Source organism: Kitasatospora sp. NBC_01266 (assembly GCF_036242395.1).
In the GTDB taxonomy this organism is placed as follows: Bacteria; Actinomycetota; Actinomycetes; order Streptomycetales; family Streptomycetaceae; genus Kitasatospora.
In genome coordinates this window covers 7503733-7526081 of record NZ_CP108458.1, presented here as the reverse complement: position 1 = coordinate 7526081, position 22349 = coordinate 7503733, and the positions used below count along the sequence as shown (strand labels likewise).

Below are 22349 nucleotides of genomic sequence, written 5' to 3'. Positions count from 1 at the left end.
GGCCGGACGTGCCGTCTGACCGTCCGTCAGAACTCCTTGGCCGCCGCCGTGATCGCCTCCCGGATCCGGTAGTAGGTGCCGCAGCGGCAGATGTTGCGGATCTCGTCGAAGTCGGCCTCACCGATCTCGTGACCGGCCGCGCGGGCCTGGCGCACCTTGGCGACGGCCGCCATGATCTGGCCGGGCTGGCAGTAGCCGCACTGGGCCACGTCGAAGTCCAGCCAGGCCTGCTGCATGGGGTGCAGGTCCTTGCCGACGGTGGCGGGCAGGCCCTCGATGGTGGTGATCTGGTCGGTCGCCTGCACCGCGCTGACCGGCACCGAGCAGGGGTTGAAGGCCTGGCCGTTGATGTGGCTGGTGCAGGCCTGGCAGACGCCGAGGCCGCAGCCGTACTTGGGGCCGGTGACGCCGAGCACGTCGCGCAGCACCCAGAGCAGCCGCACGTCGTCATCGACCTCGGCGGTGACCTGCGTGCCGTTGAGGATGAAGGTGTGTTGGGGCACGGGTTCTACTCCTAGTAGGCGCGGCTGAGGCCGTCGGTCGGGGACTGCGGGATCGGCGGCTCGGCGGGCAGCGGGACGAAGCCGAGCGGGGCGGTGAAGTTGATCGGGAAGGTGGTCGGCATGGTGCCGGTGGCCCGGCCGTACGCGCAGGCCACCGCGGCCATCGCCCCGGCCACCGCCAACTCGCCCGCACCGCCCGGGACTCCGGTGGTCGGCGGCATCACGATGATCTGCAGCTCGGGCGGCGTGTTCCACTGCCGGGTGTAGAAGTAGTTGTCCCAACTGCCCTCCTGGAACATACCGTTCTCCAGGTGCAGGCCGGCGGTCAGGGCGACGGCGATGCCGTCCATGATGCCGCCCATCATCTGCGCCTCCAGGCCGCGCGGGTTGACGGCGAGTCCGACATCGACGGCGCAGACGACCTTGGTGACCCGCGGTCCGGTCCAGGCGTCCGGCACCTGCCGTCCGACCGTGGCGGGCGTGCAGTCGATCTCGGCCAGCACGGCCACGAAGCCGTGGTATTCGGGGTGCAGGGCGATCCCCTGCGCGGTGCCGGCCGGCATCGTCCGTCCCCACTCGCCCGCCTGCGCCACCTGGTCGAGGACCGCCCTCGCGCGGTCGTCCTTGAGGAACTGGCGGCGGAACTGGTAGGCGTCCTGGCCCATCGCCGCCGCGAGCTGGTCGACCATCAGCTCCTGCGCGCAGCGCACGTTGGGCGAGTAGATGCCGCGCATGCTGCCGGTGTTGAACCCGTGATCGACCTCGTTCAGCAACTGCGTGGTGACGCCGAACTCGTAGGGCGTCTGCTGGGTGAGTTCGAACATCACCTCGGAGAAGCCGAGGTTGCCGACCGGCAGCTTCGCGGCCAGCGAGGTGATGATCTCGCCCAGACCGTGCCCGAAGTCGGTGCCGATCGAGGTGTGCCGCTGCTCGAAGCTGACCACGTTGCCCAGCGAGTAGGTGGCGCGCACCCGGGAGGTCGCCATCGGGTGGCTGCGGCCCTGGCGGAAGTCGTCGGTCCGGTGCCACATCAGCTTGACCGGCTTGCCGATCGCCTGGGAGATCAACGCGGCCTCGATGGCGGCGTCGTGGAAGAGCTTGCGGCCGAACGAACCGCCGCCCTGGGTGACATGCACGGTGACCGCGCCGGGCAGCAGGCCGAGCGCCGCCCCGATGGTCTCCTGCGCGACGATCGGCGCCTTCAGCGCACCCCAGATCTCCGCCCGGCCGGGCCGCACGTCGGCGATCGCGCAGTTCGGCTCCAACGCGCTGTTGCTGGCGAAGTGGAAGGTGAACCGGGCGTCCACGGCCTGGGTGAGCAGCGGCAGCGGCGGCACCACCAGCGGGAGTTCGGCGGCCAGCAGCTCCTGCTGCACGCTGGCGTCAGAGGCTCCCTCGACGGTACCGGGTCCCCAGGTCACTTGCAGGGCGCGGACGGCGTCGATGCACTGCCCGAAGGTCTGGCCGCGCACCGCGACGCCGGTGGCGACGGTCACCACGTCGGTGATGCCCGGCATCGCCTGCACGGCGGCCAGGTTCTGCACCGACTGGACGGTGCCGTTGATCGTCGGCGGGCGGCAGACCATGGTCGGCAGCGCGCCGGGCACGCTCAGGTCCATGGCGAACTGCTTGCGCCCGGTCACCGCGTCCAGCGCGTCGATCCGGCTCTGCGGCGTGCCGATGACGCTGAACTGCGCGGCCGGCTTGAGGCCGACCGAGACCTGCACGGTGGTCTGGCTCGCGGCGGCCACCGCCAGCGCGCCGTAGCCGATGCTCGCACCGCTCGCCGAGTTCACCACACCGGCGCTGGTGGTCAGCGTCGAGATCGGGACCCCGAGCTGGGCCGCCGCCGCCTGCAGCAGCCGCTGGCGGGCGATCGCGGCGGCCACCCGGATCGGGGTGTAGGTGGAGATGGTGGTGTTCGAGCCGCCGGTCAGTTGGTTGAAGACCAGTTCGGGGCGGGCGTCGGCGAGGGTGACCTGGACCTGGCTCAGCGGCAGGTCCAGTTCCTCGGCGATCAGCATCGCGCTGGAGGTGGTCACGCCCTGGCCGACCTCGGCGCGCGGCAGTGCGAAGGAGGCGGTGCCGTCGGTGTTCAGCTGGATGCTGATCAGGTTCGCGGTGGGCAGCGCCGCGTCCGTGAGCAGATCGTTCAGGTCGTACACCTCGGCCGGCTCGGGCAGCGAGGGGATCGCCGCCTCGGCCCGCTCCGGCGCCGCCACCTCGCCGAGCTGGGCCGCCACCGTGAGGGTGGAGGCCGCGAGCACATAGCCCAGGAACCTCCGCCGCCCCAGTGACTGATCCTGATCACCCATCAACTGTCCTCTCCCCTGACATGGTCACGAAGCGCGAGCCTGCCACATCGCGGCCGGGCGCTGTCACCCGGCCCTGCACCCGTGAGCTGCGGGGACGGAACGGCGTGGAGCGGGTGGCACGGACGGACCGCCGCGATCGAACGGGGCGCGTGCCGGAGGGGCACGGACGGGCCTGGACGGGCCTGGACTGCCACCAGCGGCGCGGCCGACCGCCTTCGATGCCCCCTGGTGATCGACCGGCCACCGAGGGCGATCAGCCGGATCGGTGAACGAGCGAGCCCGGCCGCCGGACCGTGTACGGTCCCGGTGGCCGGGCATCACATGGCTATGAAGAAGATCCTGGAACTCCTGGTCTGCCTGATCCACCCGCTGGCCGTCGTGCTGATCTGGATCGACCTGGCGACCCGCCGCGACATCGGCCGTGGCGTCAAGCTCGCCTGGGGCATCCTGTCGCTGATCCCGCTGGTCCCCTTCGTCTACGTGCTGACCGGCGGCGCGCTCTGGTAGCCAGTGCATGGCGTCGCCGAGCAGCAGGGGGTCTGACGACAGGCCCTCGCGCCGGTCCGACAGCACCGGTCCGACAGCTCCGGTCCGACAGCACCGATCCGACAGCGCCCGCCCGGCTCGCGAGGCCGGGCGGGAGCTGTCGGACGAGCCCTACGGGCCGCGCCCCGGCGGGCAGGGCGCGGCCCGCGGCGGTCAGTAGGTGCCGCTGCCGGTGGCGATCATCGAGCCGACCGCGTCGGCCTCCTCGATCTGGTTGGCGACGAACTTCCACGGCACGGTGAAGTAGCCGTTGGCGCCCCACGAGGAGCCCCAGGAGTTGGCGATCTTCACGCCCTGGGAGTTGTAGCCGACGATGGCCACCTCGTGGCCGCCCAGCGGCTGCCCGGCCAGCTCGCTGCGGCTCGGGTAGTAGGTGTAGTTGGCGGCGGTGGCCGGGGTGATGTCCTCCAGGCTCTGGTAGACCTCGAAGGCGAAGACCACCGGCTCACCCTGGGCGAGCGAGCTCTTCACCTCGTTCTCCAGCGCGCTGCCGGTGTCCAGGGCGGTGTAGCCGGAGAGCTTCCAGTTGGCCGCGTTCGCGGTCTCGTTGGCGTCGGGCTGGGTGGTGTAGTCGAAGTCGCCCTGCCAGTAGTCGGCCTTGGTGTCCAGACCCTGGGTGGTCAGGATGTCGAAGTGCTGGCTGGCGTAGCTGCCCTGGTCGTCGCCCTGGGCGATCTGCGCGTAGGTGTACATCGGCGCGTGCGGGGCGCCCTTGATGCCCTGTTCGCCCTCCATGATGCCGATCGCGGAGTAGTCGATGGCCCACGCCACGCAGGAGCCCACCTGGCCCTGGTCACCCACCTGGGGGAGGTAGTTGCTCAGGTCCACGCTGGCCGGCAAGGCGGCGGCGCGGAACGCCCGCGGGGCCAGCGCGGTGCGGGTGTGGTCGGCGGTCCGGCTGACCAACGCGCCCAGCGCGTAGTGGTGGTGGTGCTGCGCCGTGGCGGGGGCGGCCATCGCGGCCGGGGCGGCGGCGACCGAGCCGAGCGCGCCGGCTATCGCCAGGACCGCGATGACGCGGCTGCGGCGGTTCATCTTCTTGGACACGTCTGGTGTTCCTTCTCTCGTGGGGGGCCTGACCGGGCGGCATGTGGGGGCCGTCCGAGTCGGCGAGTGAACCGCCTTGTGGTCGGCGGGACATGACTCACCTTAGAATCCGATGAAGAGAACATGCCAGATCGTCAATCGGACATGACAGAAACACGACAAAACCTCCCATGCATGCTTAGCCGCCATCCGGCCGGATCTGACGTACCGTCAGCCAGAGTTCGTTTCCGCCACCGGTTCGGCCGCCACCAGGGCATCGGACGTTCGCGACCTGTTCATCGAATCCCTGCCACGCGACGGCGGCGCGGTGCGGCAGAGTCGTCCCGGATCGGCCGAACCAACCTCCCTTGCACGGACCGGAACTGACGGAGAGGCAGGACTCACCATGTCCGGAATGACCCGACGCAGGCTGCTCGGCGCGGCGGCCGGTGTGGCCGGCGGCGCGGCGGCGATGACACTGCTGCCGCCGAGTGTGCAGCAGGCGGTAGCCGCGGGCGTGCCCCGGCGCGGCTCACTGCGCGACGTGGAGCACGTGGTCCTCCTGATGCAGGAGAACCGCTCCTTCGACCACTACTTCGGCACCCTGTCCGGCGTGCGCGGCTTCAACGACCCGCACGCGCTGCGCCTGGACAACGGGCGCCCGGTCTTCTACCAGCCGGACAGCGTCAACCCGGACGGCTACCTGCTGCCGTTCCACCTGGACACCCGCACCACCAGTGCCCAGGCGATCCCGTCCACCAGCCACGCCTGGGCGGTGCAGCACCAGGCCTGGAACGGCGGCAAGATGGACCAGTGGCTGCCCGCCCACCGGGCCGCCGACGGCGTCAACGGCCCGTACGTGATGGGGTACTACACCCGCGAGGACATCCCGTTCCAGTTCGCGCTGGCCGAGTCCTTCACCATCTGCGACAACTACTTCTGCTCGGTGCAGGGTCCGACCTGGCCGAACCGGCTCTACTGGATGACCGGCAGCATCGACCCCGACGGCAACGACGGCGGCCCGATCATCCAGAACGCCGCGCCCACCCCGCTGACCTGGACCACCTACGCCGAGCAGCTGGAGTCGGCCGGGGTGAGTTGGAAGGTCTACCAGGAGGCCGACAACTACGGCACCGACGTGCTCTCGCTGTTCGCCAACTTCCAGCAGGCGAAGCCGGGCGACCCGCTCTACGACAAGGGCATGGCCGCGCAGCCCACCGGGACCTTCGAGGACGACGCCCGCAACGGGCGGCTGCCGGCGGTCTCCTGGATCCTGCCGACCAGCTACCAGTCCGAGCACCCGGACTACCTGCCCGCCGCCGGCGCCGACTTCGTCGCCTCGAAGATCGAGGCGATAGCGAGCAACCCGGAACTCTGGGCGAAGACCGTCTTCATCCTCAACTACGACGAGAACGACGGCCTGTTCGACCACGTGGCGCCGCCGGTCCCGCACCACCCGGACACGGAGGGCGAGTTCATCCAGGGGCTGCCGATCGGCGGCGGCTTCCGGGTCCCGTGCATCATCGTCTCGCCCTGGACGGTGGGCGGCTGGGTGGCCTCGGAGGCGTTCGACCACACCTCCGTCCTGCAGTTCCTGGAAGCCTTCACCGGTGTCACCGCCGCGAACGTCACCGACTGGCGGCGCAACACCTTCGGCGACCTCACCTCGGCCTTCCAGTTCCGCAGCGGCAGCTCGCGGGCGCCCAAGCTGCCCGGCACCGCCGCCCAACTCGCCCTGGCCGAGCAGGAAGTGGCCAACAACCCGAAGCCGGTCCTGCCCGGCGCCGACCAGAGCTTCCCGCGCCAGGAGCCGGGACACCGCCGTCAGGTCCCGCCGCACCGCGGCTGAGCGGCACGCGGGTGCGGGCGGGCCGACCGGGCCCGCCCACACCCGTACCCAGCGGTCTCCCGGGCCGAGGCCCGGGGCCGCCTCGACGGCATCAGCCGACTCCGCCGGGCGGGCCGCCCTCCCCCTGGGCCTGACCTGGAAGTATCTTCGAACAGCAGGAACTCCAGGGAGGCGGGCATGAACGAGACTTTCCAACCCCGACGACGCGCGCTGCTCGGCATCGCGATGGCCGCGGCGGCCGCCCCGGCGGTCAGCGGCTGTGCCGGCCACCACAAGGCCGAGCAGGCCACCGACGCCGCACAGCACGCGCAGACCACGTCGGCCAAGCAGCTGGGCGAGCCGCTGAGCGGGACCCCCGGTGACGGCCCGCAGGTGCTCATGATGATCCGTCACGCCGAGAAGCCGACCGGCTCCGGCGCCCCGTACGGACTCACCCCCGATGGCGAGCACGACGACAAGTCGCTCACCGTCCAGGGCTGGACCCGGGCCGGCGCGCTGATCGGGCTCTTCGCCCCGCGCACCGGTGCCGACGCGCCCGCCCCGGTGCCGGCCGGCCTCACCCGTCCGACCAGCGTGTACGCCGCCAACCCGACCGGTGCCAGCAAGCGCCCGTACCAGACGGTCACCCCGCTCGCGGCCGCCCTCGGCGGCATCCCGGACAGCAAGTTCGCCAAGGGCAAGGAAGCCGAGCTGGCCAAGGCCCTGCTCGCGCTGAGCGGCAGCGTCCTGGTGGCCTGGGAGCACCAGAGCATCCCCGCCATCGTCGCCCACCTGGGCCCGGTCACCCCCGCCCCGCCCACCAAGTGGCCGGACGCGCGCTTCGACGTGGTGTGGGTCTTCACCCGGGCCGCGAGCGGCGGCTGGACCTTCACCCAAGTCCCCCAGGTGCTGCTGGCCGACGACCTGCCGACGCCGATCGCCTGACCCGGTCCGGGCGGTGCCGGCGGCGCCCCCGGCCGCCGGCGGCAGATCCGCCTCTGCCACGATCTACGATCATGAGCACCCAGATCCGCCGTGCGACCGGCACCCGGACCGCCATCGATGTCCTGCTCTCGGCCCTGCGCATCCGGCGGCGGACGACGCAGCAGGACCTGGCCGACCTGGCGGCGGGCAGCACCCTCCAGGTGACCTGCTTCAGTTCCACCCTGGGCACGGTCCGGACGGTGCCGATCGGAAAGGGCCGGACGATCCCGCAGACGGCGATGGGCTACCTCTTTCTGACCGCCGGTCAGACCACCTGGCAGAACCGCCGCACCAAGGAGACCGTCACCCTGCGGAGTCCGTTCAGCCTGGCCCCCGCGGAGAAGCGGGCCGCCTCGCGCAAGATGGCCCGCCTGGACCTCCTCGCGGACGGCCGGCCGCACGAGATCGTGATCCCCAAGGCCGACGTCGCCCTGGTCACCCAGGTCTGGGAGCAGCAGCACGGCAACTGAGGGTAGCCAGGGGCCCCGGCGGCGCTCGAACCCCGGGGCCCGAGGGCTCCCGGCAGTCGGGCCACGCCACACAAGCGGCGCACCTGACGACAATGGAAGGAACGGAGGCAGTCGCAAGCGAGCAAGGAGGCAGCGATGCCCGGCGACACCACGCCCAAGAAACCCTTCTCCCCCTGGCATCCGGACCTGTCCGACTGGTTCGAGAACTTCCCGTTCGGCCGGTCCGGCGAGCAGAACCCGATCCGGATCGAGGAGTTCGAGCAGGACGGCACCCTGGTGGTACAGGCCGAACTGCCCGGCATCGACCCCGAGCAGGACGTGCAGATCACCGTCCGCGACCACTCGCTCACCATCCAGGCCGTGCGCACCGAGGAGCAGCGGGAGAAGCGCCGCTCCGAGTTCCGCTACGGCACGTTCACCCGAACCCTCCCGCTGCCCGCCGAGGCCGACGAGGAGGGGATCAGCGCCGGCTACGCCAAGGGCCTGCTGACCGTGACGGTGCCGCTGGACACCGGACGGGCGGCGGCCCGGCAGGTGCGGATCACCCGGCAGGAGTGAGGAGCGGCGGTCCCGGCGGCCTCAGTCGGCCGCCGTGCGCTCGGGCAGCAGCAGTTCCGCCTGCAGCCCGCCGCCGGGCGCCGGGGAGAGCTGGGCGGTGCCGCCGTGCAGCTCGGCCACCCAGCGCACGATGGCCAGGCCCGTTCCGGTGCCGGTGCTCGCCGCTCCGGTGACCCGGCGCTCGAAGACCCGGGTGCGGTCCTTGGCGGGCACGCCGGGGCCGTGGTCGCGCACCGCGACCCGGCCGGCCGTGACGCTGACCTCGACCGGGGTGCCGCCGCCGTGCCGCAGCGCGTTCTCCACCAGGTTGCGGACGGCCTGGGCGAGCAGTTCGGGGTCGCCGTTGACCACGGTGGCCTCGGTGCCGACCGTGACGCCTGCGGTGTCCGGCAGCTCCTCGACGGTCTGCTCCACCAGCTGGTCCAGGCGCAGCGGGGTCAGCTCGATCTCGTGGGTGCCGGCCTCGACCCGGGCCCGCGCCAGCAGGCCGGTGACCAGTCGTCCCAGCCGGTCGACCAGGCGCACCGCCTCGTCCAGGGCGGCGGGGGCCCGGCCGGGTGAGCCGCTGCCGCTCTCCACCACCAGCCGCAGGGTGGCCAGCGGTGTGCGCAGTTCGTGGGCCGCTTCGGCGAGGAACTGCTCCTGCCGTTCCAGTCCGCGCAGCGCCGGGCGCATCGCCCGGCCGGACAGCAGGTGACCGACGGCGGCGGCGGCCAGCACCAGGCCCAGGCAGCCCAGCGCCAGCCAGCGCAGCAGGCGGTCGTGGGCGGTGTGGCTCGGTGTCGGGTCGTCGCCGACCAGCACGGCGGCGACCACGGTCCCGTTGGCGTCGCCGACCGGGGCGGCGGCCCAGTGGAAGCCGCGACCGCCGGTGCCGTCAGCGGTGAACAGCACGGTCTGCTGCTCCTCCTGGATCCGCTGCCAGATCCAGGCGAGATCCGCCGGGCCGGGCAGCGTGGCCGGGGAGGTGTAGGCGTGGCTGATCCGCGGGGGGCCGGCGGCGTCCGGCTGGACGACGCCGAGCGCGTCGGCGCCGCGCGCCAGGTCGTCGTCGGGCAGCGCGTCGAAGGAGAGCGCGCCGTCGGCGTCGTAGGAGACCACCCGGGAGAGTCCGTCGGCCCGGTGGATGACGTCGTTGTCGAGGTCGTGCGTGCGGGACTGGCTGTCGGTGCGCACCGCGATGGTGGCGAGCACCAGCAGGCAGATCGCGGTGGTGGCGGCGAAGAGCAGCGTGGTCACCCAGCGGGCACGGTGCAGCCGCGCGATCGCCGGGGTGCGCGACCTCACCGGTCGGCGTCCGGATCGCCGATGAGGTAGCCGGCGCCGCGCACGGTGGCGATCAGCTCGGGCGGGCCCAGCTTGCGGCGCAGTTGGCCGATCAGGACGTCGACCACGTTGGAGAGCGGTTCGGCCTGCTCGTCCCAGCAGCGTTCGATCAGCTCGGTGCGGGTGACCACCTCGCCGGCGCGCAGCATCAGCACCTCCAGCACCGCGAACTCCTTGGCGGTCAGGGTGAGCAGCACGCCGTCGCGCCGCACCCGGCGGCGCGGCAGGTCGAGCTCCAGGTCGCCGACCCGCAGCTCGGGCAGCCGGGTGGGCTGGCCGCGCCGGCACAGGGCCCGGACCCGGGCGCTGAGCTCGGCGAAGGCGAAGGGCTTGACCAGGTAGTCGTCGGCTCCGTGCTCGAAGCCGGCCACCCGGTCGGTGACCGCGTCCAGGGCGGTGAGCAGCAGCACCGGGAGTACGCTGCCGGCCTTGCGCTGGGCGGCGAGCAGGGTCAGCGCGTCGCCGTCGGGCAGCATCCGGTCGGCGATCAGGCAGTCGTAGGTGTTGACCGCGAGCTTGAAGTCGGCGTCCGCGAGATCGCCGGCGAAGTCGACGGCGAAACCGCACTCGCGCAGACCCGTGACGATCGCGGGGCCGAGCTCGGGGTCGTCTTCGAGGACAAGTACGCGCATGTTCTGCGAGTTTACCCGGCGTTGCTCGATCGTCAGTTCGGCGGCGGTGGCTGTCCCGACCGTCCCGAGCGCCGACGCACTGCTGGGGGCCGGATAGGGGTCCGGCCCCGGCGGCCCCGGGTAGGCGCGCCGGCGACGGCCGGGAAGCATGAGCGCGGCATCATCCATCATCTCGCATGGGATCAGAAGGAGTTGACGTTGCGTCACCGTATTCTGGCCACCCTGGCCGCAGCAGCTTCACTCGCGATCGCACCGCTGGCGGCCGCCGGCGCCGCGGACGCCGCCACCCCGGCCACGGCAACCGCCTCGGCCCCGACCACTGTCACCGCGGACCAGTGCTTCGACAACAACGGCTTCTTCGGCGGCTACAACAGCGCTGGTCAGGCGTTCTGTACCGGCGGTGTCTACAACGGCATCCCGTTCGACAAGGACCCGAACCAGGCCTGGTGCCCCACCGGCCAGCACGTGGTCATGGAGTACCTCCAGGGCCTGTTCTGCGCGCCGGATGTGCCCAACACCTGATCCCAGCAGAACCTGATCCCAGCAGACCCTGTGGCCACCGGCCCGGCGGGCGGGGTCAGGCCTGCAGCCAGTTGATCGCGAAACTGCCGCCGCTGAAGGTGGAGTTGCCGGTCAGCGGAGTGTTGCCGCGCTCGATATCGGTGGAGTTGACGGTGCCGGCGTTCGCCATCGGGGCGCCGTTGGCCGTCAGGTTGGTGAACTGCACCGAGCCGAAGTCGGCGACCGGGCCGATGCCGTCACCGAGGTCCTCGACTATCGCCTCGGCCGAGGAGAGGTCGTCGGAGCCGGACTTGTGGTAGGTCTTGGTCCAGCCCTGCGTGCTGTCGGACTCGGTGAGGGTGAACCTGGTGCCGCTGACCGAGACCGAGGCGCTGATCCGGTCCCCGGGCTGGACGGCCTCGGTGAAGTAGATCGAGTTCGCCGGGTACATCTCGACCCACGGGTAGTAGCCGGCCGAGCCGTTGCTGCAGTCCTGGTCGAAGCCGATCTGCTCGACGGTCTGCGAGCTCCACCCGTCGATGCCGATCCAGGGCGAGACCGAGCTGTTCGGGGTGTCCGCACAGTCGAGTGCCGGGACGGTCCAACTGCCGCTGACCGACGTGTAGGTGCCGCCGGTGACGGCGTAGCCGCCCCAGATCTGGTCGTCGTGCCGGGCGTGGTTGTAGTGCGGGAACGCCTTCGTCGTGGCTGCCGCAGAGGTTGCGGCGGTCGCCGGGACGGCGGTGGCCAGGCTCGCCGTGAGCAGCGCTGCGGCGAGCGCGGCCGTGGCGGTCAGGACGCGGTGGGCGTGGATCGTCATGGGGGTACCTCCAGCGGGTCGAATGTTCGCGCGGCCCGCCGTGCCTCGGGGGCAGGGCGGTTGTGCGTGGGGGATTCGCGGGATGACCGTGCTGATGGTGCGTCTGAGCATGGGGGATGCCAGTCGGGACTGCCTGGCACTCCCCGACTGACCGAGGACAGTCAGGAATTGCCGTGCGCTTCGAAGATTAAGGACCGCCCCACCGCCGCACAAGAGCGATTCGCAGACGTCTTTTGAGTCCGGATCTGCGCGGAGATGACCAATTCAGCGGAACTGACGCACCTTCGAACACTGCGACACGGCAGAGCCAGCCCGTGCTGAGCACCTCTCAGGCCGGCCGGCGCTATCGAAGCCCCCTTGGGCACCCCCCGTCAGCCGCGCGCGGTACCCGTCTTGACGGGGTGCGACCTGACCCCCGAAGCTGTGCGACACATGATTGAAGACGCTCGGTTGATGGTCATCCAGTGCAGAATCAATCATGCGGAACGGAAGGAACCCCCACCGTGAACCAGCGCACCCTGCGCCGAACCGCGCCCCCGCTGCTCGCCACCGCCCTGCTGATGGCCGGCCTCACCGCCACCGCCTCACCCGCCGCCGCGAACGACGGCGTCAGCCAGCCGGCCGCCAACTACGCCGCCACGGCCACCCCGGGCGGACCGATCGCCGCCGCACCGCCGATGGGCTTCAACGACTGGGCCCGCACCCAGTGCACGCCGCAGGCGCCGCTCGACGGGACGAACCCGCTGAACTACTCCTTCCAGCAGTACATGGAGGACAACGCCAAGGCGCTCTCCGACACCGGCCTGATCGGTGCCGGCTACCGGAACGTCACCGTCGACGACTGCTGGATGTACCGCAACAGCTCCGGCTACCTGCACGGCGCGCTCAACTGGGGCGGCGCCACCGATGTGCGCAATCCCACCCAGCAGCCCGGTTTCGACTACGAACTGACCGCGTACGGCGACTACCTGCACAGCCTGGGCGCCAAGTTCGGCATCTACGAGACCTCCGGCACGCACACCTGCAGCACGGGTACGCCGACCGCGCCCAACCTCCCCAACGGCAGCGAGTACTACGAGCAGAACGACGCCAACTCCTTCGTCTCCTGGGGCGTCGACGAACTCAAGTACGACAACTGCGGCGACCAGGAACCGGTGCAGACCCTCGACACCCGGATGTCGCAGGACCTGAACACCGCCGTGACCAACGCGAACAAGGCCGGCACCGCCACCCCGAACGTGGCCTTCGACATCTCCGCGCCGGCCGGCTACGGCAACGGGTCGGCCAAGTTCGCCTCGATGAACTGGGTGCGCCCGCTCGGCCAGTTGTGGCGGGTCGGCCCGGACATCTGGACCTACGGGGACGGCAAGGACCCGTGGAACCAGGCGATCCAGCCCGACGGCTACAACATCGGGGCCTACCAGAGCTTCGACAACAGCGTGGAGCTGAGCCGCTACCAGGGCCCCGGCAACTGGAACGACGCGGACATGCTGCTGATCGGCGACAACGGGATGACCACCGCCGAGGAGCGCAGCCAGATGTCGCTGTTCTCGGCGCTGGCCGCACCGCTGGTGGTCTCCACCGACGCGCGCAAGTTCGAGCCCGCGTACCTCGCCGCGCACCCGAGCGAGGCCCCGCACCTGAAGGCCTCGATCGCGATCCTGGGCAACCCCGAGGTCATCGCGGTCGACCAGGACCCGCTGGGCGCGGGCGGCTACCGGGTGGTGGGCGGCGCCGCGAACGCCGACGGCACGCCGGCCGCCACCAGCGGCATCGACGTCGTGGTCAAGCCGCTCGCGGACGGCGGGCGGGCCGTGGTGGTGCTCAACAAGGGTGCGGCCTCGGCGAACTACAACCTCGACCTGTCGAGCGTCGGCTTCAACACCGCCGGCTGCGGCTACACCGTGCGTGACCTGTGGGCGCACAGCACCACCGACTCCACCGGCAGCGTGCCGCTCACCATCGGCTCGCACGACTCCGCGATGCTCAGGATCAGCGCGAAGAACGGCTGCGGCAGCACCACCCCGCGCGGGCAGATCACGGTCTCCCGTGACGACTGGAGCAAGGAGTCGCTCTGCCTGGACAACTACCGCTCGGGCACCGGCACCGGCAACCCCGTTGACGTGTACCCCTGTTCGGGCACCTCGAACCAGCAGTGGCAGCGCAACGCCGACGGCTCGATCGAGCTGCTCCAGAGCGGCGCCGCCAACCTCTGCCTGACCGCGCAGAGCGGCAGCACGACCGGCGCCCTGAACGGTCAGGCCGGCCAGTGGGCCGGTGTGGCACCGTGCGGTTCGGCGCCCGGCCTGCAGAGCTGGACCTACAACCGGGACGGCAACCTGAAGTTGGCCGGGACCAGCCAGTGCCTGGACGTCTACGGCGGCAGCACGACGGTCAGTGGTACGCCGGTCGACCTGTACTCCTGCGGTGCCGCGCCGGACGCGATCCAGACCAACCAGACCTGGGCCGCGCCGTTCAGCACCCCGCCGAGCGCCTGAGAGCGCCCCGCGACACCGCCGGTGGCGGGCCGCCACCCGGCCCGCCACCGGCGGCACCACCCGGGCGGCGGCTCACCGACGGCGAGTCACACGCAGAGCACGTCCACGCCCTGGCCGGACAGGTGCTCCACCAGTTCGTCCGGGGCGTCCTTGTCGGTGACCAGCACCGCCATCTCGCCCACCGCGCAGACCTGGGCGAAGGCGCGCTTGCCGAGCTTGGTGGAGTCGGCGACCACGATCACCTTCTCGGCCCGCTCGGCCATCGCGCGGTTCGCGCTGGCCTCGCCCTCGTCGTGGGTGGCGGCGCCGAACTTCGGGTGGACCGCGTTGACCCCGAGGATCGCGTAGTCCAGCGAGATGCCCTGGAGTACCAGTGCCGCCAACGGCCCTGTCAACTCATAGGAGTTGGGCCGGGCCACGCCTCCGGTGACCAACGTCTTCACATACGGCCGCACCGCCAGCTCGTTGGCGATGTTGATCGCGTTGGTGACGATGGTCAGCGCCGTCCCACCGCCGCCGTGGTCCGCGAGGTCGGCCCGGGTGGCCAGCTCGCGGGCCACTTCCGAGGTGGTCGTGCCACCGTTCAGCCCCACCACCGCACCGGGCGGTACCAGGGCGGCGGCGGCCTTGGCGATCCGGTTCTTCTCGTCCGCCTGGCGCGCGGTCTTGTAGCGCAGCGGCAGGTCGTACGCGACTCCGCTCAGCACCGCGCCGCCACGGGTGCGGGTGAGCAGCTGCTGCTGGGCCAGTTCCTCCATGTCGCGGCGGACCGTCGCCATCGAGACGCCCAACAGCTCGGCCGCCTCACCGACTTCGATCCGACCCCGGTCGCCCAGGATCTCGAGCAGCCGCGTCCAGCGCTCGTGCGTCCCCATCACCACTCCTCAATTGAGCCGACGCCGAGCCTATCGCGCGCGGAAGACCCTCCGGTGGCCCTGCGTCAAGATTCGGTAATGATTGTCATCTTGTGCCAGGCTGGGCTGGTTATGAAAACCGTTTCTATCTAGAGTGAGCGGCGTCCAGCAACGCCGGACCCCGCCGTGCGCGGGGTCCGCAGGTTCCCAGGAGTACTCCGTCATGAACGCCGCCCGCCCCCTCCCCCGGTCTTCGGCCGGGGGAACCCGCATATCCAACCGCCGCGCCGTCAGAACCGTGCTCGGCCTCGCCGCCGTGGCGGCGCTGACGCTCGTCACCGCGTGCTCCACCGCCTCGAAGAGCACCGCGAACTCCGGCAGCGCCGGCGGCGGGGGCTCGAAGGTGATCCAGGTGACGGCGGCGGAGAACTTCTGGGGCTCGATCGCCACCCAACTGGGCGGCGAGCACGTGAAGGTGACCAGCATCATCACCAACCCGGACACCGACCCGCACTCCTACGAGCCGACCGCCGCCGACGGCCGCACCATCGCCGACGCCGACTTCGTGATCACCAACGGGATCGGCTACGACGCCTGGTCGGACAAGCTGCTGGCCACCAACCCGGCCTCCGGTCGCACCGCCCTCAAGGTCGGCGACCTGCTGGGCCTGAAGGAGGGCGACAACCCGCACCAGTGGTACTCGGCGGACAGCCTGCACAAGGTGATCGACCAGATCACCGCGGACTACAAGAAGCTGGACCCCGCCGACGCGGCCTACTTCGACGCCCAGCAGGCCACCTTCACCACCAAGACCCTGGCCCAGTACAACCAGTTGGAAGCCGACATCAAGGCGAAGTACGCGGGCACCCCGATCGGCGCCTCCGAGTCCATCGTGACGCCGCTGGCCGAGAGCCTCGGGCTGAAGATGCTGACCCCGGAGACCTTCCTGGACGCCGAGAGCGAGGGCACCGACCCGACCGCCGCCGACAAGAGCACCATCGACCAGCAGATCGCCCAGAAGCAGATCGCGATCTACGTCTTCAACACCCAGAACTCCGACCCCGACGTGATGGCCCAGGTGGCCGCAGCCAAGGCCAAGGGCATCCCGGTCGCCCAGGTCACCGAGACCCTGGCCCCCGCCTCCGCCACCTTCCAGGACTGGCAGGTCCAGCAGTTGCAGGGCATCGAGGCCGCGCTGAAGCAGGCGACCGGCAAGTGACCGGCAACTGACCTGCGCCGCGGACTGCGGCTCATGAGTGCGGAGTTGCCGGCAGGCCCGGCCCGGCGTGCCGCACGCCGGGCCGGGCCTGCCGGGTGCTGCCCCCGGCTACCCGCTGACGGTCAGCGGGTAGCCGGCGGTGTGGGTGCCGGAGCCACCGGAGACGTTGAGGGCGGTGTCATCGATCACGAAGCTGGTGGTGCCGCCGTTGGCGTCGGTCTCGGTACCGGTGAACCGCAGCGTCACCGTCTGCCCCGCGTAGGCCGAGACATCGGCGGTGTGCTGCGCGTAGCCGGTGTTCTTGTTCAGGTTGGAGTAACCGGCCACCGTCTCCAGCACGTTGCCGCTGCCGCCCAGCAGCTGCACGCTCATCGTGTCCGGCTTGGCCGTGCTGGTGTTCTCGGTGGTGTCGATGTGCAACCAGTAGGAGAGCGTCGCCGTGCAGCCCGCCGGAATGCTCACGGTCTGCGACACCGTGTCCGTGTCCGCCTTCGAGTTGCCGTCCAGCCACGCGTCCCAACTACCCGAATGCGCGGGCTCATCCGCCGTGTCGTTGTTCACCGGCGCCGAACCCACCCCGGACGTCTGGACCCACGGCGCCGCGTTCGCCCCGTTCTCGAACCCCGGATCACCCAGCAGCTGCGCCGACGTGCAACCACCGCCCCCCGAACCGGACACGGTGAGGGTGTAGGTCGCGGTGTGGGAGCCGGAGCCGCCCGTACCGGTGATGGTGATCGGATAACTCCCCGCCGGCGTACCGGCCGAGGTCGCGATCGACAGCGTGGCCGAACCACCCGCCGTCACCGACGACGGACTGAAGGACGCGCTCGCGCCCGACGGCAGACCCGACGCCGTCAACGCCACCGACTCGGCGCTGCCCGCGGTGACCGCCGTGTCGACGGTCACGCTCACGCCCGAGCCCGCCGCCACCGAACCGCTGGCCGGCGCGGCCGAGAGCGAGAAGTCGCTGGTGGGCGCGGTGCCGCTCGCCGGGCTCCAGTAGTCACCGGCCATCACGAGGTAGACCAGGGTCTTGATGGTCTCGCCGTAGTAGCCGTCGCCGAACGGGTTGGTGGGCAGGTAGTTCCAGATCGCGTCGGTCCACGCCTGGTCGCCCGACGCCATCGCCGCCGGGCCGACCGCGTCGCCGGCCTCCTCGGCCTGGTCGGAGGTCGAGTACGGCGTGCAGTTCAGGTTGGTGTGCGGATAGACGTTCTGCGGGTTGCCGCCCGACTCGCCCTTCAGGCAGGCGCTCTCCTTCTTGGCCAGGGCGAGCTCGGTCGCGGCGGTCGAACTGCCGTTGAGCAGCGCGTCGGTGCCCAGGTGCCAGGGCACCCGGATGGAGTTGTAGCCGACGATGTTGTCCGGCTGGTCCTCCTGGTAGTCGGCGGGCGCCGGCTTCGGGCTGGTCGTGTCGGCGTTGACCACGAAGTCGGAGAGCAGGCCGCCGCTCGGGGAGTACGCGGCGGTGAACTCGTTGTCCAGCGCCTCGGTGCGCTGGATCACCTTGCTCCAGTCGTGCGAAGTGTCGTACGCGGCGAACGCGCGCAGGTGGTCGAGCATCTGGTCGGACGGGCGGGTGTCGGTGTTCGGCCCGTCGTCCTCGCACTTCAAGTGCCCGTCCGGGGCCACGTCGTGAGCGTAGATCGCCGACAACCACTGCTGCGCGTCGGCGCTGTAGCCGCCCCACTGCTCGTCGGCCAGGATCAGGCCGTAGCCGATGTCCAGGTCGCCGTCGGTGGCCGCGTCCGGGGTACCACCGCTGTAGTACTGGCAGCTCTTGCCGTCCAACTGCCACTGCATCAGGCCGTACTGGTCCTCGTGGTCCTTGACCAGCTGCCACAGTCCGTTGAACTCGCTCTGCGCGTTGGGGTCGTAGCCCGCCATCAGCGGCACGATGTTCATGCCGTAGCCCTGGCCCTCGGAGACCGGGCCGTTGTTGGTGGCGTCGCTGTCGCCCTTGGTGGAGACGTAGTACTCGTTGCTCGCGCAACCGTGCACCAGGTAGGTCGACTTCCAGGAGTTGTACTGCTTCTCCACCGCGGCGTCCCGCGCGCTCTGGGACGCCGAGGGCATGACGCCGACCTGGTAGGTCACATGGGTCGGGAACGGGTGGCTGGGGGCGGTGGCGGCCTGGGCGGGCGCGGTGGCCAGCGCGGTGACGGAGAGCCCGATCAGGCACCCCGTCACGACCGACGCCAGCGGTCTCGTCCAGCGATTTCGCACGCGGAACTCCTTTGTGAGGGAATCCGGCCCTGCCTCCGGGGGAAGAGGCGGGCGGTCAGGTCGATCCGGTGCTGCGGGAGGGGCCGCGCCGAGCAGTGCGGTCCTGCCGGGGAACACGCGATCTCCCGTGCACGGAAAGCGGGTTGACGCTGATTCGTTAGGAAAGCTTCCTGACGTTCTACTGTCAAGGACTCTTACAAAGTCCGTCCCGCCGCCCGCGGATCCGCCACCCGGAAGGTCCGGTCGCGCCCTGCCCGGACTACCCCTGGTCGCTCCGCAGCCAGGCGGCGAAGCCGGTGAGCAGCGCGTCGAGCGCGAAGGCGAACCGCTCCTCGTCGTCCGTCCCCTGGCCGCTGCCGGCGGCCTCGGCGAGCAGCGGGAACTCCTCGGGGGCGAGAGCGGCCAGGAAGGCCGTGGACCCGGCGCCCTCGGCCTCGTTGACCGGCGCCGTCCGGACCTCGGAGGCGGCATGGGCCAGCACGAACAGGGTCAGCGAGTTGATCGCGTCCAGCGCCCGGCCGAGCGGGAAACCCGCCGCGCGCATCACACCGAGCCCGCGCTCGACCATCCGCAGGGTCTCCGGCGTGGCGGCTGGACGGGTCGCCAGCAGGGGCAGGACGCCGGAGTGGCGCAGCAGGGCGGCCCGCAGCGACCGCGCGTAGGCGTCCAGCGCGGGCTGCCACGAGGTGGCCTCGGCAAACGGGGCGACGTCCGCGAGCACCCGTTCGACCAGGCCGTCGAGCAGGGCGTCCTTGTGGGAGGATCTGCGCGCCGCCAGCCTGCCGCCGGCGCACCTGCTGGATCCGGGGACGGAGTGCTCATGCGAACGGAGGGGGCATGCGGGTAGCCCTGTTCATCACCTGCTTCAACGACACGCTCTTCCCCGAGACCGGCCGGGCGGTGGTGCGGCTGCTGGAACGGCTCGGCCACCGGGTCGACTTCCCGCTCGGGCAGACCTGCTGCGGACAGCCGCAGTTCAACACCGGCTACCGCCCCGAGGCGCTGCCGCTGGTCCGCCGGTTCGCCGAAGCCTTCGCCGGCTACGACGCCGTGGTCACCCCCTCGGGCTCCTGCGCCGGCATGGTGCGCGAGCACCACCCGCTGCTCGCCAGCGACGATCCCGGTCTGCGCCGGGCGGTCGGGGAGGTCGCGCCGAAGGTGTACGAGCTGTCGGAGTTCCTGGTGGACGTGCTCGGGGTGACCGACGTCGGCGCCTGCTACCCGCACCGGGTCACCTACCACCCCACCTGCCACTCGCTGCGGATGCTGCGGGTGGGCGACCGGCCGCTGCGGCTGCTGCGCGCGGTCAAGGGGATCGAGCTGGTGGAGCTGCCGGCCGCCGAGGAGTGCTGCGGCTTCGGCGGCACCTTCGCGGTGAAGAACCCGGACGTCTCGGCCGCGATGCTGGCCGACAAGATGCGCCGGGTGCTGGACACCCGGGCCGAGGTGCTCACCGCCGGCGACAACTCCTGCCTGCTGCACATCGGCGGCGGCCTGGGCCGGCTGCGCACCGGCGTGCGCACCGTGCACCTGGCCGAGATCCTGGCCTCGACCGAAGGCGGCGCCCGATGAGCACCCAGCAGAGCGGCAGCACGGGCGACGGACTGGTCTGGCTCGGCACCCCGGCCTTCCCGCAGGCCGCGAAGACGGCGCTGGCCGACACCCAGCTGCGCCGCAACCTGCGCAAGGCGACCGGGACGATCCGCGAGAAGCGGCTGCGGCTGGCCGCCGAACTCGACGACTGGGAGGCGCTGCGGGAGAGCGCGGCCGCGCTGAAGCTCCGCACGCTGCGCCATCTCGACTTCTACCTCCAGCAGTTGGAGGCCTCGGTCACCGCCGCCGGCGGCACCGTGCACTGGGCCGCCGACGCGGCCGAGGCCAACCGGATCGTCGCCGACCTGGTGAAGGCCACCGGGGAGCGCGAGGTGGTCAAGGTCAAGTCGATGGCCACCCAGGAGATCGGGCTCAACGAGGCGCTGGCCGCCGAGGGCATCACCGCCCACGAGACCGATCTCGCCGAGCTGATCGTGCAGTTGGCCGACGACCGCCCCTCGCACATCCTGGTGCCCGCGATCCACCGCAACCGGTCCGAGATCCGCGAGATCTTCCGCACCAGAATGGCCGACGCACCCGCCGAACTGACCGACGAGCCGAGCGCGTTGGCCGAGGCGGCCCGGCTGCACCTGCGGCAGAAGTTCCTGCGCGCCAAGGTCGCCGTCTCCGGCGCCAACTTCGCGGTGGCCGAGACCGGCACGGTGCTGGTGGTGGAGTCCGAGGGCAACGGGCGGATGTGCCTGACCCTGCCGGACACCCTGATCACGGTGATGGGCATCGAGAAGGTACTGCCCCGCTTCGCCGACCTGGAGGTCTTCCTCCAACTGCTGCCGCGCTCCTCGACCGGCGAGCGGATGAACCCCTACACCTCGGCCTGGACGGGCGTTCACCGAGGTGACGGTCCGTCAAGCTTCCATCTGGTGCTGCTGGACAACGGCCGCACCGCCACGCTGGCCGACCAGGTCGGCCGCCAGGCGCTCGGCTGCATCCGCTGCTCGGCCTGCCTGAACGTCTGCCCCGTCTACGAGCGGGTCGGCGGCCACGCGTACGGCTCGGTCTACCCCGGACCGATCGGCGCCATCCTGACCCCGCAGCTGGCCGGCCCCGGACACGCCGACTCGCTGCCCTTCGCCTCCACCCTCTGCGGGGCCTGCTACGACGCCTGCCCCGTGAAGATCAACATCCCCGAGGTGCTGGTGCACCTGCGGGCCAGGGCGGTGGACGCCGAGCGCGGCCGGACCGTGCCCACCGCGGAGTCGCTGCTGATCCGGGCGGCGGGCCAGGTGCTGGCCTCGCCGGGCCGCCTGGCGATGGCCCAGAAGGCCGGCGCGCTGGGCGGCCGGCTGCTCGCCCGCGGCGGCAGGATCGGCCCGCTGCCCGGACCGTTCCACGCCTGGTCCGACACCCGCGACCTGCCGGTGCCGCCGGCCGAGTCCTTCCGCGCCTGGTGGCAGCGGACCCACCCCGAGGAGACCGGCCGATGAGCAGCCGCGAGACGATGCTGGACCGGATCCGCGCCGCGCTCGCGGACGTCCCGGGCGACGAGCGGCCCGAGGACGTCCCGGTGCCACGCGACTACCGGCGCAGCCACGCCGGGACGGACGTGGTCGGCCGGTTCGCCGAACGGGTGGCCGACTACCGGGCCAGGGTCCGCCGGGTCCCCGAGCCGGACCTGCCGGCGGCGCTCGCCGCGACCCTGGCCGAGCGCGGCGCCCGGCAGGTGGTGGTGCCCGAGGGGTTCCCGGCCGACTGGCTCCCGGTCGGCGCGTTCACCGTGCTGTCCGACCAGCCCGTGCTGACGGTCAGTCAGCTCGACGCCTCCGACGCCGTGTTGTCCACCGCCGTGCTCGGCATCGCGGAGACCGGCACCCTGGTGCTGGACGGCGGAGCGGGCCAGGGCCGCCGCGCGCTGACGCTGCTGCCGGACTACCACCTGTGCGTACTGCGCGCGGAGCAGGTGGTCGGCGACCTGCCGGAGGCGCTGGAACGGCTCGACCCGAAACGCCCGTTGACCTTCGTCTCCGGTCCCTCGGCCACCAGCGACATCGAACTCGACCGGGTGGAGGGCGTGCACGGGCCGCGCACGCTGGACGTGGTCATCGTCACGGGAGCGGGGTGAGCCGCGACGGGCTGAGCCCGGGCGATGGCGGGTGCCCCTCCCGGACGGGCTTTCGAACCGCGCTTCAGGCCGCGGCCGGGCGGGCGGTGCGCAGCCAGCGCACGATCGTACTGACCAGCTCCGGTTCGAGTTTGACCAGGCAGCGCAGGGCCGCCACATCGCCCACCTCCAGCGGCACCCGGGCGTCGGCAAGGGCGGTGGCCAACTCGGCCCAGGAGGCCGCGCCGAGGTCGCTGCACAGGGTGTCGGAACTCTCGGCGCCCGGCCACCCGGCCACCAGTTCCTCCCCGAGGCAGGGCTGCGGTGGGCCCGGGTGCAGGCGCCAGCTCTCACGGGGGTCAGCGGGCGCGGGTCGGGAGCCGTGGCAGTT

21 protein-coding genes are annotated in these 22349 nt (G+C 71.4%); 11 read left to right on the top strand and 10 right to left on the bottom strand.

All coding sequences use genetic code 11. The annotated features are described in order from the left end of the window. Positions 1 to 26: 26 nt before the first annotated feature. Both OG403_RS32375 and OG403_RS32370 read right to left on the bottom strand, forming a co-directional pair. Positions 27 to 503, bottom strand: coding sequence for a (2Fe-2S)-binding protein (locus tag OG403_RS32375; protein WP_329570706.1), 477 nt, complete (start codon positions 501 to 503; stop codon positions 27 to 29). Positions 504 to 514: 11 nt separating this feature from the next. Further along, a complete protein-coding gene (locus OG403_RS32370) occupies positions 515 to 2818 on the bottom strand; it encodes a molybdopterin cofactor-binding domain-containing protein (RefSeq protein WP_329570705.1) in 2304 nt (767 codons plus the stop codon). Positions 2819 to 3145: 327 nt separating this feature from the next. Between OG403_RS32370 and OG403_RS32365 the strand changes: the two genes are divergently transcribed. Further along, positions 3146 to 3325 carry a hypothetical protein gene (locus tag OG403_RS32365; RefSeq protein WP_329570703.1) on the top strand — a complete coding sequence of 60 codons (180 nt, stop codon included), beginning with the start codon at positions 3146 to 3148 and terminating at the stop codon, positions 3323 to 3325. Between the two features lie 192 nt (positions 3326 to 3517). On the opposite strand, the gene OG403_RS32360 is transcribed toward OG403_RS32365, so the two are convergent. After that, on the bottom strand, positions 3518 to 4411 hold the full coding sequence (locus OG403_RS32360) for a C1 family peptidase (RefSeq protein WP_329570701.1): 894 nt from the start codon (positions 4409 to 4411) through the stop codon (positions 3518 to 3520). A 385-nt stretch (positions 4412 to 4796) separates the two neighbouring features. Between OG403_RS32360 and OG403_RS32355 the strand changes: the two genes are divergently transcribed. The 4 genes from OG403_RS32355 to OG403_RS32340 all read left to right on the top strand — a co-directional run bounded on the left by OG403_RS32355 (position 4797) and on the right by OG403_RS32340 (position 8230). Then, entirely contained in the window at positions 4797 to 6239 is a 1443-nt protein-coding gene (locus OG403_RS32355) for an alkaline phosphatase family protein (protein ID WP_329570700.1), read from the top strand. Between the two features lie 177 nt (positions 6240 to 6416). Continuing rightward, a complete protein-coding gene (locus OG403_RS32350) occupies positions 6417 to 7163 on the top strand; it encodes a hypothetical protein (RefSeq protein WP_329570699.1) in 747 nt (248 codons plus the stop codon). A gap of 71 nt (positions 7164 to 7234) precedes the next feature. Next, positions 7235 to 7672, top strand: a complete 438-nt coding sequence (locus tag OG403_RS32345) for a hypothetical protein (RefSeq protein ID WP_329570697.1) — start codon at positions 7235 to 7237, stop codon at positions 7670 to 7672. A gap of 135 nt (positions 7673 to 7807) precedes the next feature. After that, positions 7808 to 8230, top strand: coding sequence for an Hsp20/alpha crystallin family protein (locus OG403_RS32340; RefSeq protein ID WP_329570695.1), 423 nt, complete (start codon positions 7808 to 7810; stop codon positions 8228 to 8230). A 21-nt stretch (positions 8231 to 8251) separates the two neighbouring features. On the opposite strand, the gene OG403_RS32335 is transcribed toward OG403_RS32340, so the two are convergent. Beyond that, complete coding sequence (locus OG403_RS32335) at positions 8252 to 9517, bottom strand: sensor histidine kinase (RefSeq protein ID WP_329570693.1); 1266 nt, start codon at positions 9515 to 9517, stop codon at positions 8252 to 8254. Further along, positions 9514 to 10188 carry a response regulator transcription factor gene (locus OG403_RS32330; RefSeq protein ID WP_329570692.1) on the bottom strand — a complete coding sequence of 225 codons (675 nt, stop codon included), beginning with the start codon at positions 10186 to 10188 and terminating at the stop codon, positions 9514 to 9516. Before OG403_RS32330 ends, OG403_RS32335 begins: the two co-directional genes overlap by 4 nt. Positions 10189 to 10386: 198 nt before the next feature. Here OG403_RS32330 and OG403_RS32325 point away from each other — a divergent pair, with 198 nt between their 5' ends. After that, entirely contained in the window at positions 10387 to 10710 is a 324-nt protein-coding gene (locus tag OG403_RS32325; RefSeq protein ID WP_329570690.1) for a hypothetical protein, read from the top strand. A 55-nt stretch (positions 10711 to 10765) separates the two neighbouring features. Here the strand turns inward: OG403_RS32325 and OG403_RS32320 are convergent, their stop codons facing one another. Beyond that, the gene (locus OG403_RS32320; protein WP_329570688.1) at positions 10766 to 11509 is read right to left on the bottom strand and encodes a G1 family glutamic endopeptidase; all 744 of its coding nucleotides are present in this window, start codon (positions 11507 to 11509) and stop codon (positions 10766 to 10768) included. 503 nt (positions 11510 to 12012) lie between these two features. On the opposite strand from OG403_RS32320, the gene OG403_RS32315 reads away from it, so the two are divergent. Beyond that, positions 12013 to 14007, top strand: coding sequence for an alpha-galactosidase (locus OG403_RS32315; RefSeq protein ID WP_329570686.1), 1995 nt, complete (start codon positions 12013 to 12015; stop codon positions 14005 to 14007). 86 nt (positions 14008 to 14093) lie between these two features. On the opposite strand, the gene OG403_RS32310 is transcribed toward OG403_RS32315, so the two are convergent. Continuing rightward, entirely contained in the window at positions 14094 to 14882 is a 789-nt protein-coding gene (locus OG403_RS32310; RefSeq protein WP_329570684.1) for a DeoR/GlpR family DNA-binding transcription regulator, read from the bottom strand. 202 nt (positions 14883 to 15084) lie between these two features. On the opposite strand from OG403_RS32310, the gene OG403_RS32305 reads away from it, so the two are divergent. Next, on the top strand, positions 15085 to 16080 hold the full coding sequence (locus OG403_RS32305; RefSeq protein ID WP_329570683.1) for a metal ABC transporter solute-binding protein, Zn/Mn family: 996 nt from the start codon (positions 15085 to 15087) through the stop codon (positions 16078 to 16080). 108 nt (positions 16081 to 16188) lie between these two features. On the opposite strand, the gene OG403_RS32300 is transcribed toward OG403_RS32305, so the two are convergent. Beyond that, a complete protein-coding gene (locus tag OG403_RS32300) occupies positions 16189 to 18306 on the bottom strand; it encodes a glycosyl hydrolase family 8 (protein WP_329570681.1) in 2118 nt (705 codons plus the stop codon). A gap of 259 nt (positions 18307 to 18565) precedes the next feature. Then, positions 18566 to 19027 (bottom strand): TetR/AcrR family transcriptional regulator C-terminal domain-containing protein, encoded by a 462-nt coding sequence (locus OG403_RS32295; protein WP_329570679.1) that lies wholly within the window; start codon positions 19025 to 19027, stop codon positions 18566 to 18568. A 116-nt stretch (positions 19028 to 19143) separates the two neighbouring features. Here OG403_RS32295 and OG403_RS32290 point away from each other — a divergent pair, with 116 nt between their 5' ends. From OG403_RS32290 to OG403_RS32280, 3 genes are read left to right on the top strand one after another with little or no spacing between them, the layout of a single operon-like run. After that, the gene (locus tag OG403_RS32290; protein ID WP_329570677.1) at positions 19144 to 19878 is read left to right on the top strand and encodes a (Fe-S)-binding protein; all 735 of its coding nucleotides are present in this window, start codon (positions 19144 to 19146) and stop codon (positions 19876 to 19878) included. After that, positions 19875 to 21344 carry a LutB/LldF family L-lactate oxidation iron-sulfur protein gene (locus OG403_RS32285; RefSeq protein ID WP_329570674.1) on the top strand — a complete coding sequence of 490 codons (1470 nt, stop codon included), beginning with the start codon at positions 19875 to 19877 and terminating at the stop codon, positions 21342 to 21344. Before OG403_RS32290 ends, OG403_RS32285 begins: the two co-directional genes overlap by 4 nt. Further along, positions 21341 to 21979: a LutC/YkgG family protein gene (locus OG403_RS32280; RefSeq protein ID WP_329570673.1), complete on the top strand. Its 639-nt coding sequence runs from the start codon at positions 21341 to 21343 to the stop codon at positions 21977 to 21979. The genes OG403_RS32285 and OG403_RS32280 overlap by 4 nt, the downstream gene beginning before the upstream one ends. A gap of 64 nt (positions 21980 to 22043) precedes the next feature. Here OG403_RS32280 and OG403_RS32275 read toward each other — a convergent pair whose 3' ends face one another. Continuing rightward, the gene (locus OG403_RS32275) at positions 22044 to 22256 is read right to left on the bottom strand and encodes a hypothetical protein (RefSeq protein WP_329570671.1); all 213 of its coding nucleotides are present in this window, start codon (positions 22254 to 22256) and stop codon (positions 22044 to 22046) included. Positions 22257 to 22349 lie beyond the last annotated feature (93 nt).

Bases quoted from the DNA above. Each gene is read 5' to 3' on its own strand.
- OG403_RS32370 (WP_329570705.1), bottom strand. From the start codon at position 2,818: ATGGGTGATCAGGATCAGTCACTGGGGCGGCGGAGGTTCCTGGGCTAT.
- OG403_RS32365 (WP_329570703.1), top strand. From the start codon at position 3,146: ATGAAGAAGATCCTGGAACTCCTGGTCTGCCTGATCCACCCGCTGGCC.
- OG403_RS32355 (WP_329570700.1), top strand. From the start codon at position 4,797: ATGTCCGGAATGACCCGACGCAGGCTGCTCGGCGCGGCGGCCGGTGTG.
- OG403_RS32350 (WP_329570699.1), top strand. From the start codon at position 6,417: ATGAACGAGACTTTCCAACCCCGACGACGCGCGCTGCTCGGCATCGCG.
- OG403_RS32345 (WP_329570697.1), top strand. From the start codon at position 7,235: ATGAGCACCCAGATCCGCCGTGCGACCGGCACCCGGACCGCCATCGAT.
- OG403_RS32340 (WP_329570695.1), top strand. From the start codon at position 7,808: ATGCCCGGCGACACCACGCCCAAGAAACCCTTCTCCCCCTGGCATCCG.
- OG403_RS32330 (WP_329570692.1), bottom strand. From the start codon at position 10,188: ATGCGCGTACTTGTCCTCGAAGACGACCCCGAGCTCGGCCCCGCGATC.
- OG403_RS32320 (WP_329570688.1), bottom strand. From the start codon at position 11,509: ATGACGATCCACGCCCACCGCGTCCTGACCGCCACGGCCGCGCTCGCC.
- OG403_RS32310 (WP_329570684.1), bottom strand. From the start codon at position 14,882: ATGGGGACGCACGAGCGCTGGACGCGGCTGCTCGAGATCCTGGGCGAC.
- OG403_RS32305 (WP_329570683.1), top strand. From the start codon at position 15,085: ATGAACGCCGCCCGCCCCCTCCCCCGGTCTTCGGCCGGGGGAACCCGC.
- OG403_RS32290 (WP_329570677.1), top strand. From the start codon at position 19,144: ATGCGGGTAGCCCTGTTCATCACCTGCTTCAACGACACGCTCTTCCCC.
- OG403_RS32285 (WP_329570674.1), top strand. From the start codon at position 19,875: ATGAGCACCCAGCAGAGCGGCAGCACGGGCGACGGACTGGTCTGGCTC.
- OG403_RS32280 (WP_329570673.1), top strand. From the start codon at position 21,341: ATGAGCAGCCGCGAGACGATGCTGGACCGGATCCGCGCCGCGCTCGCG.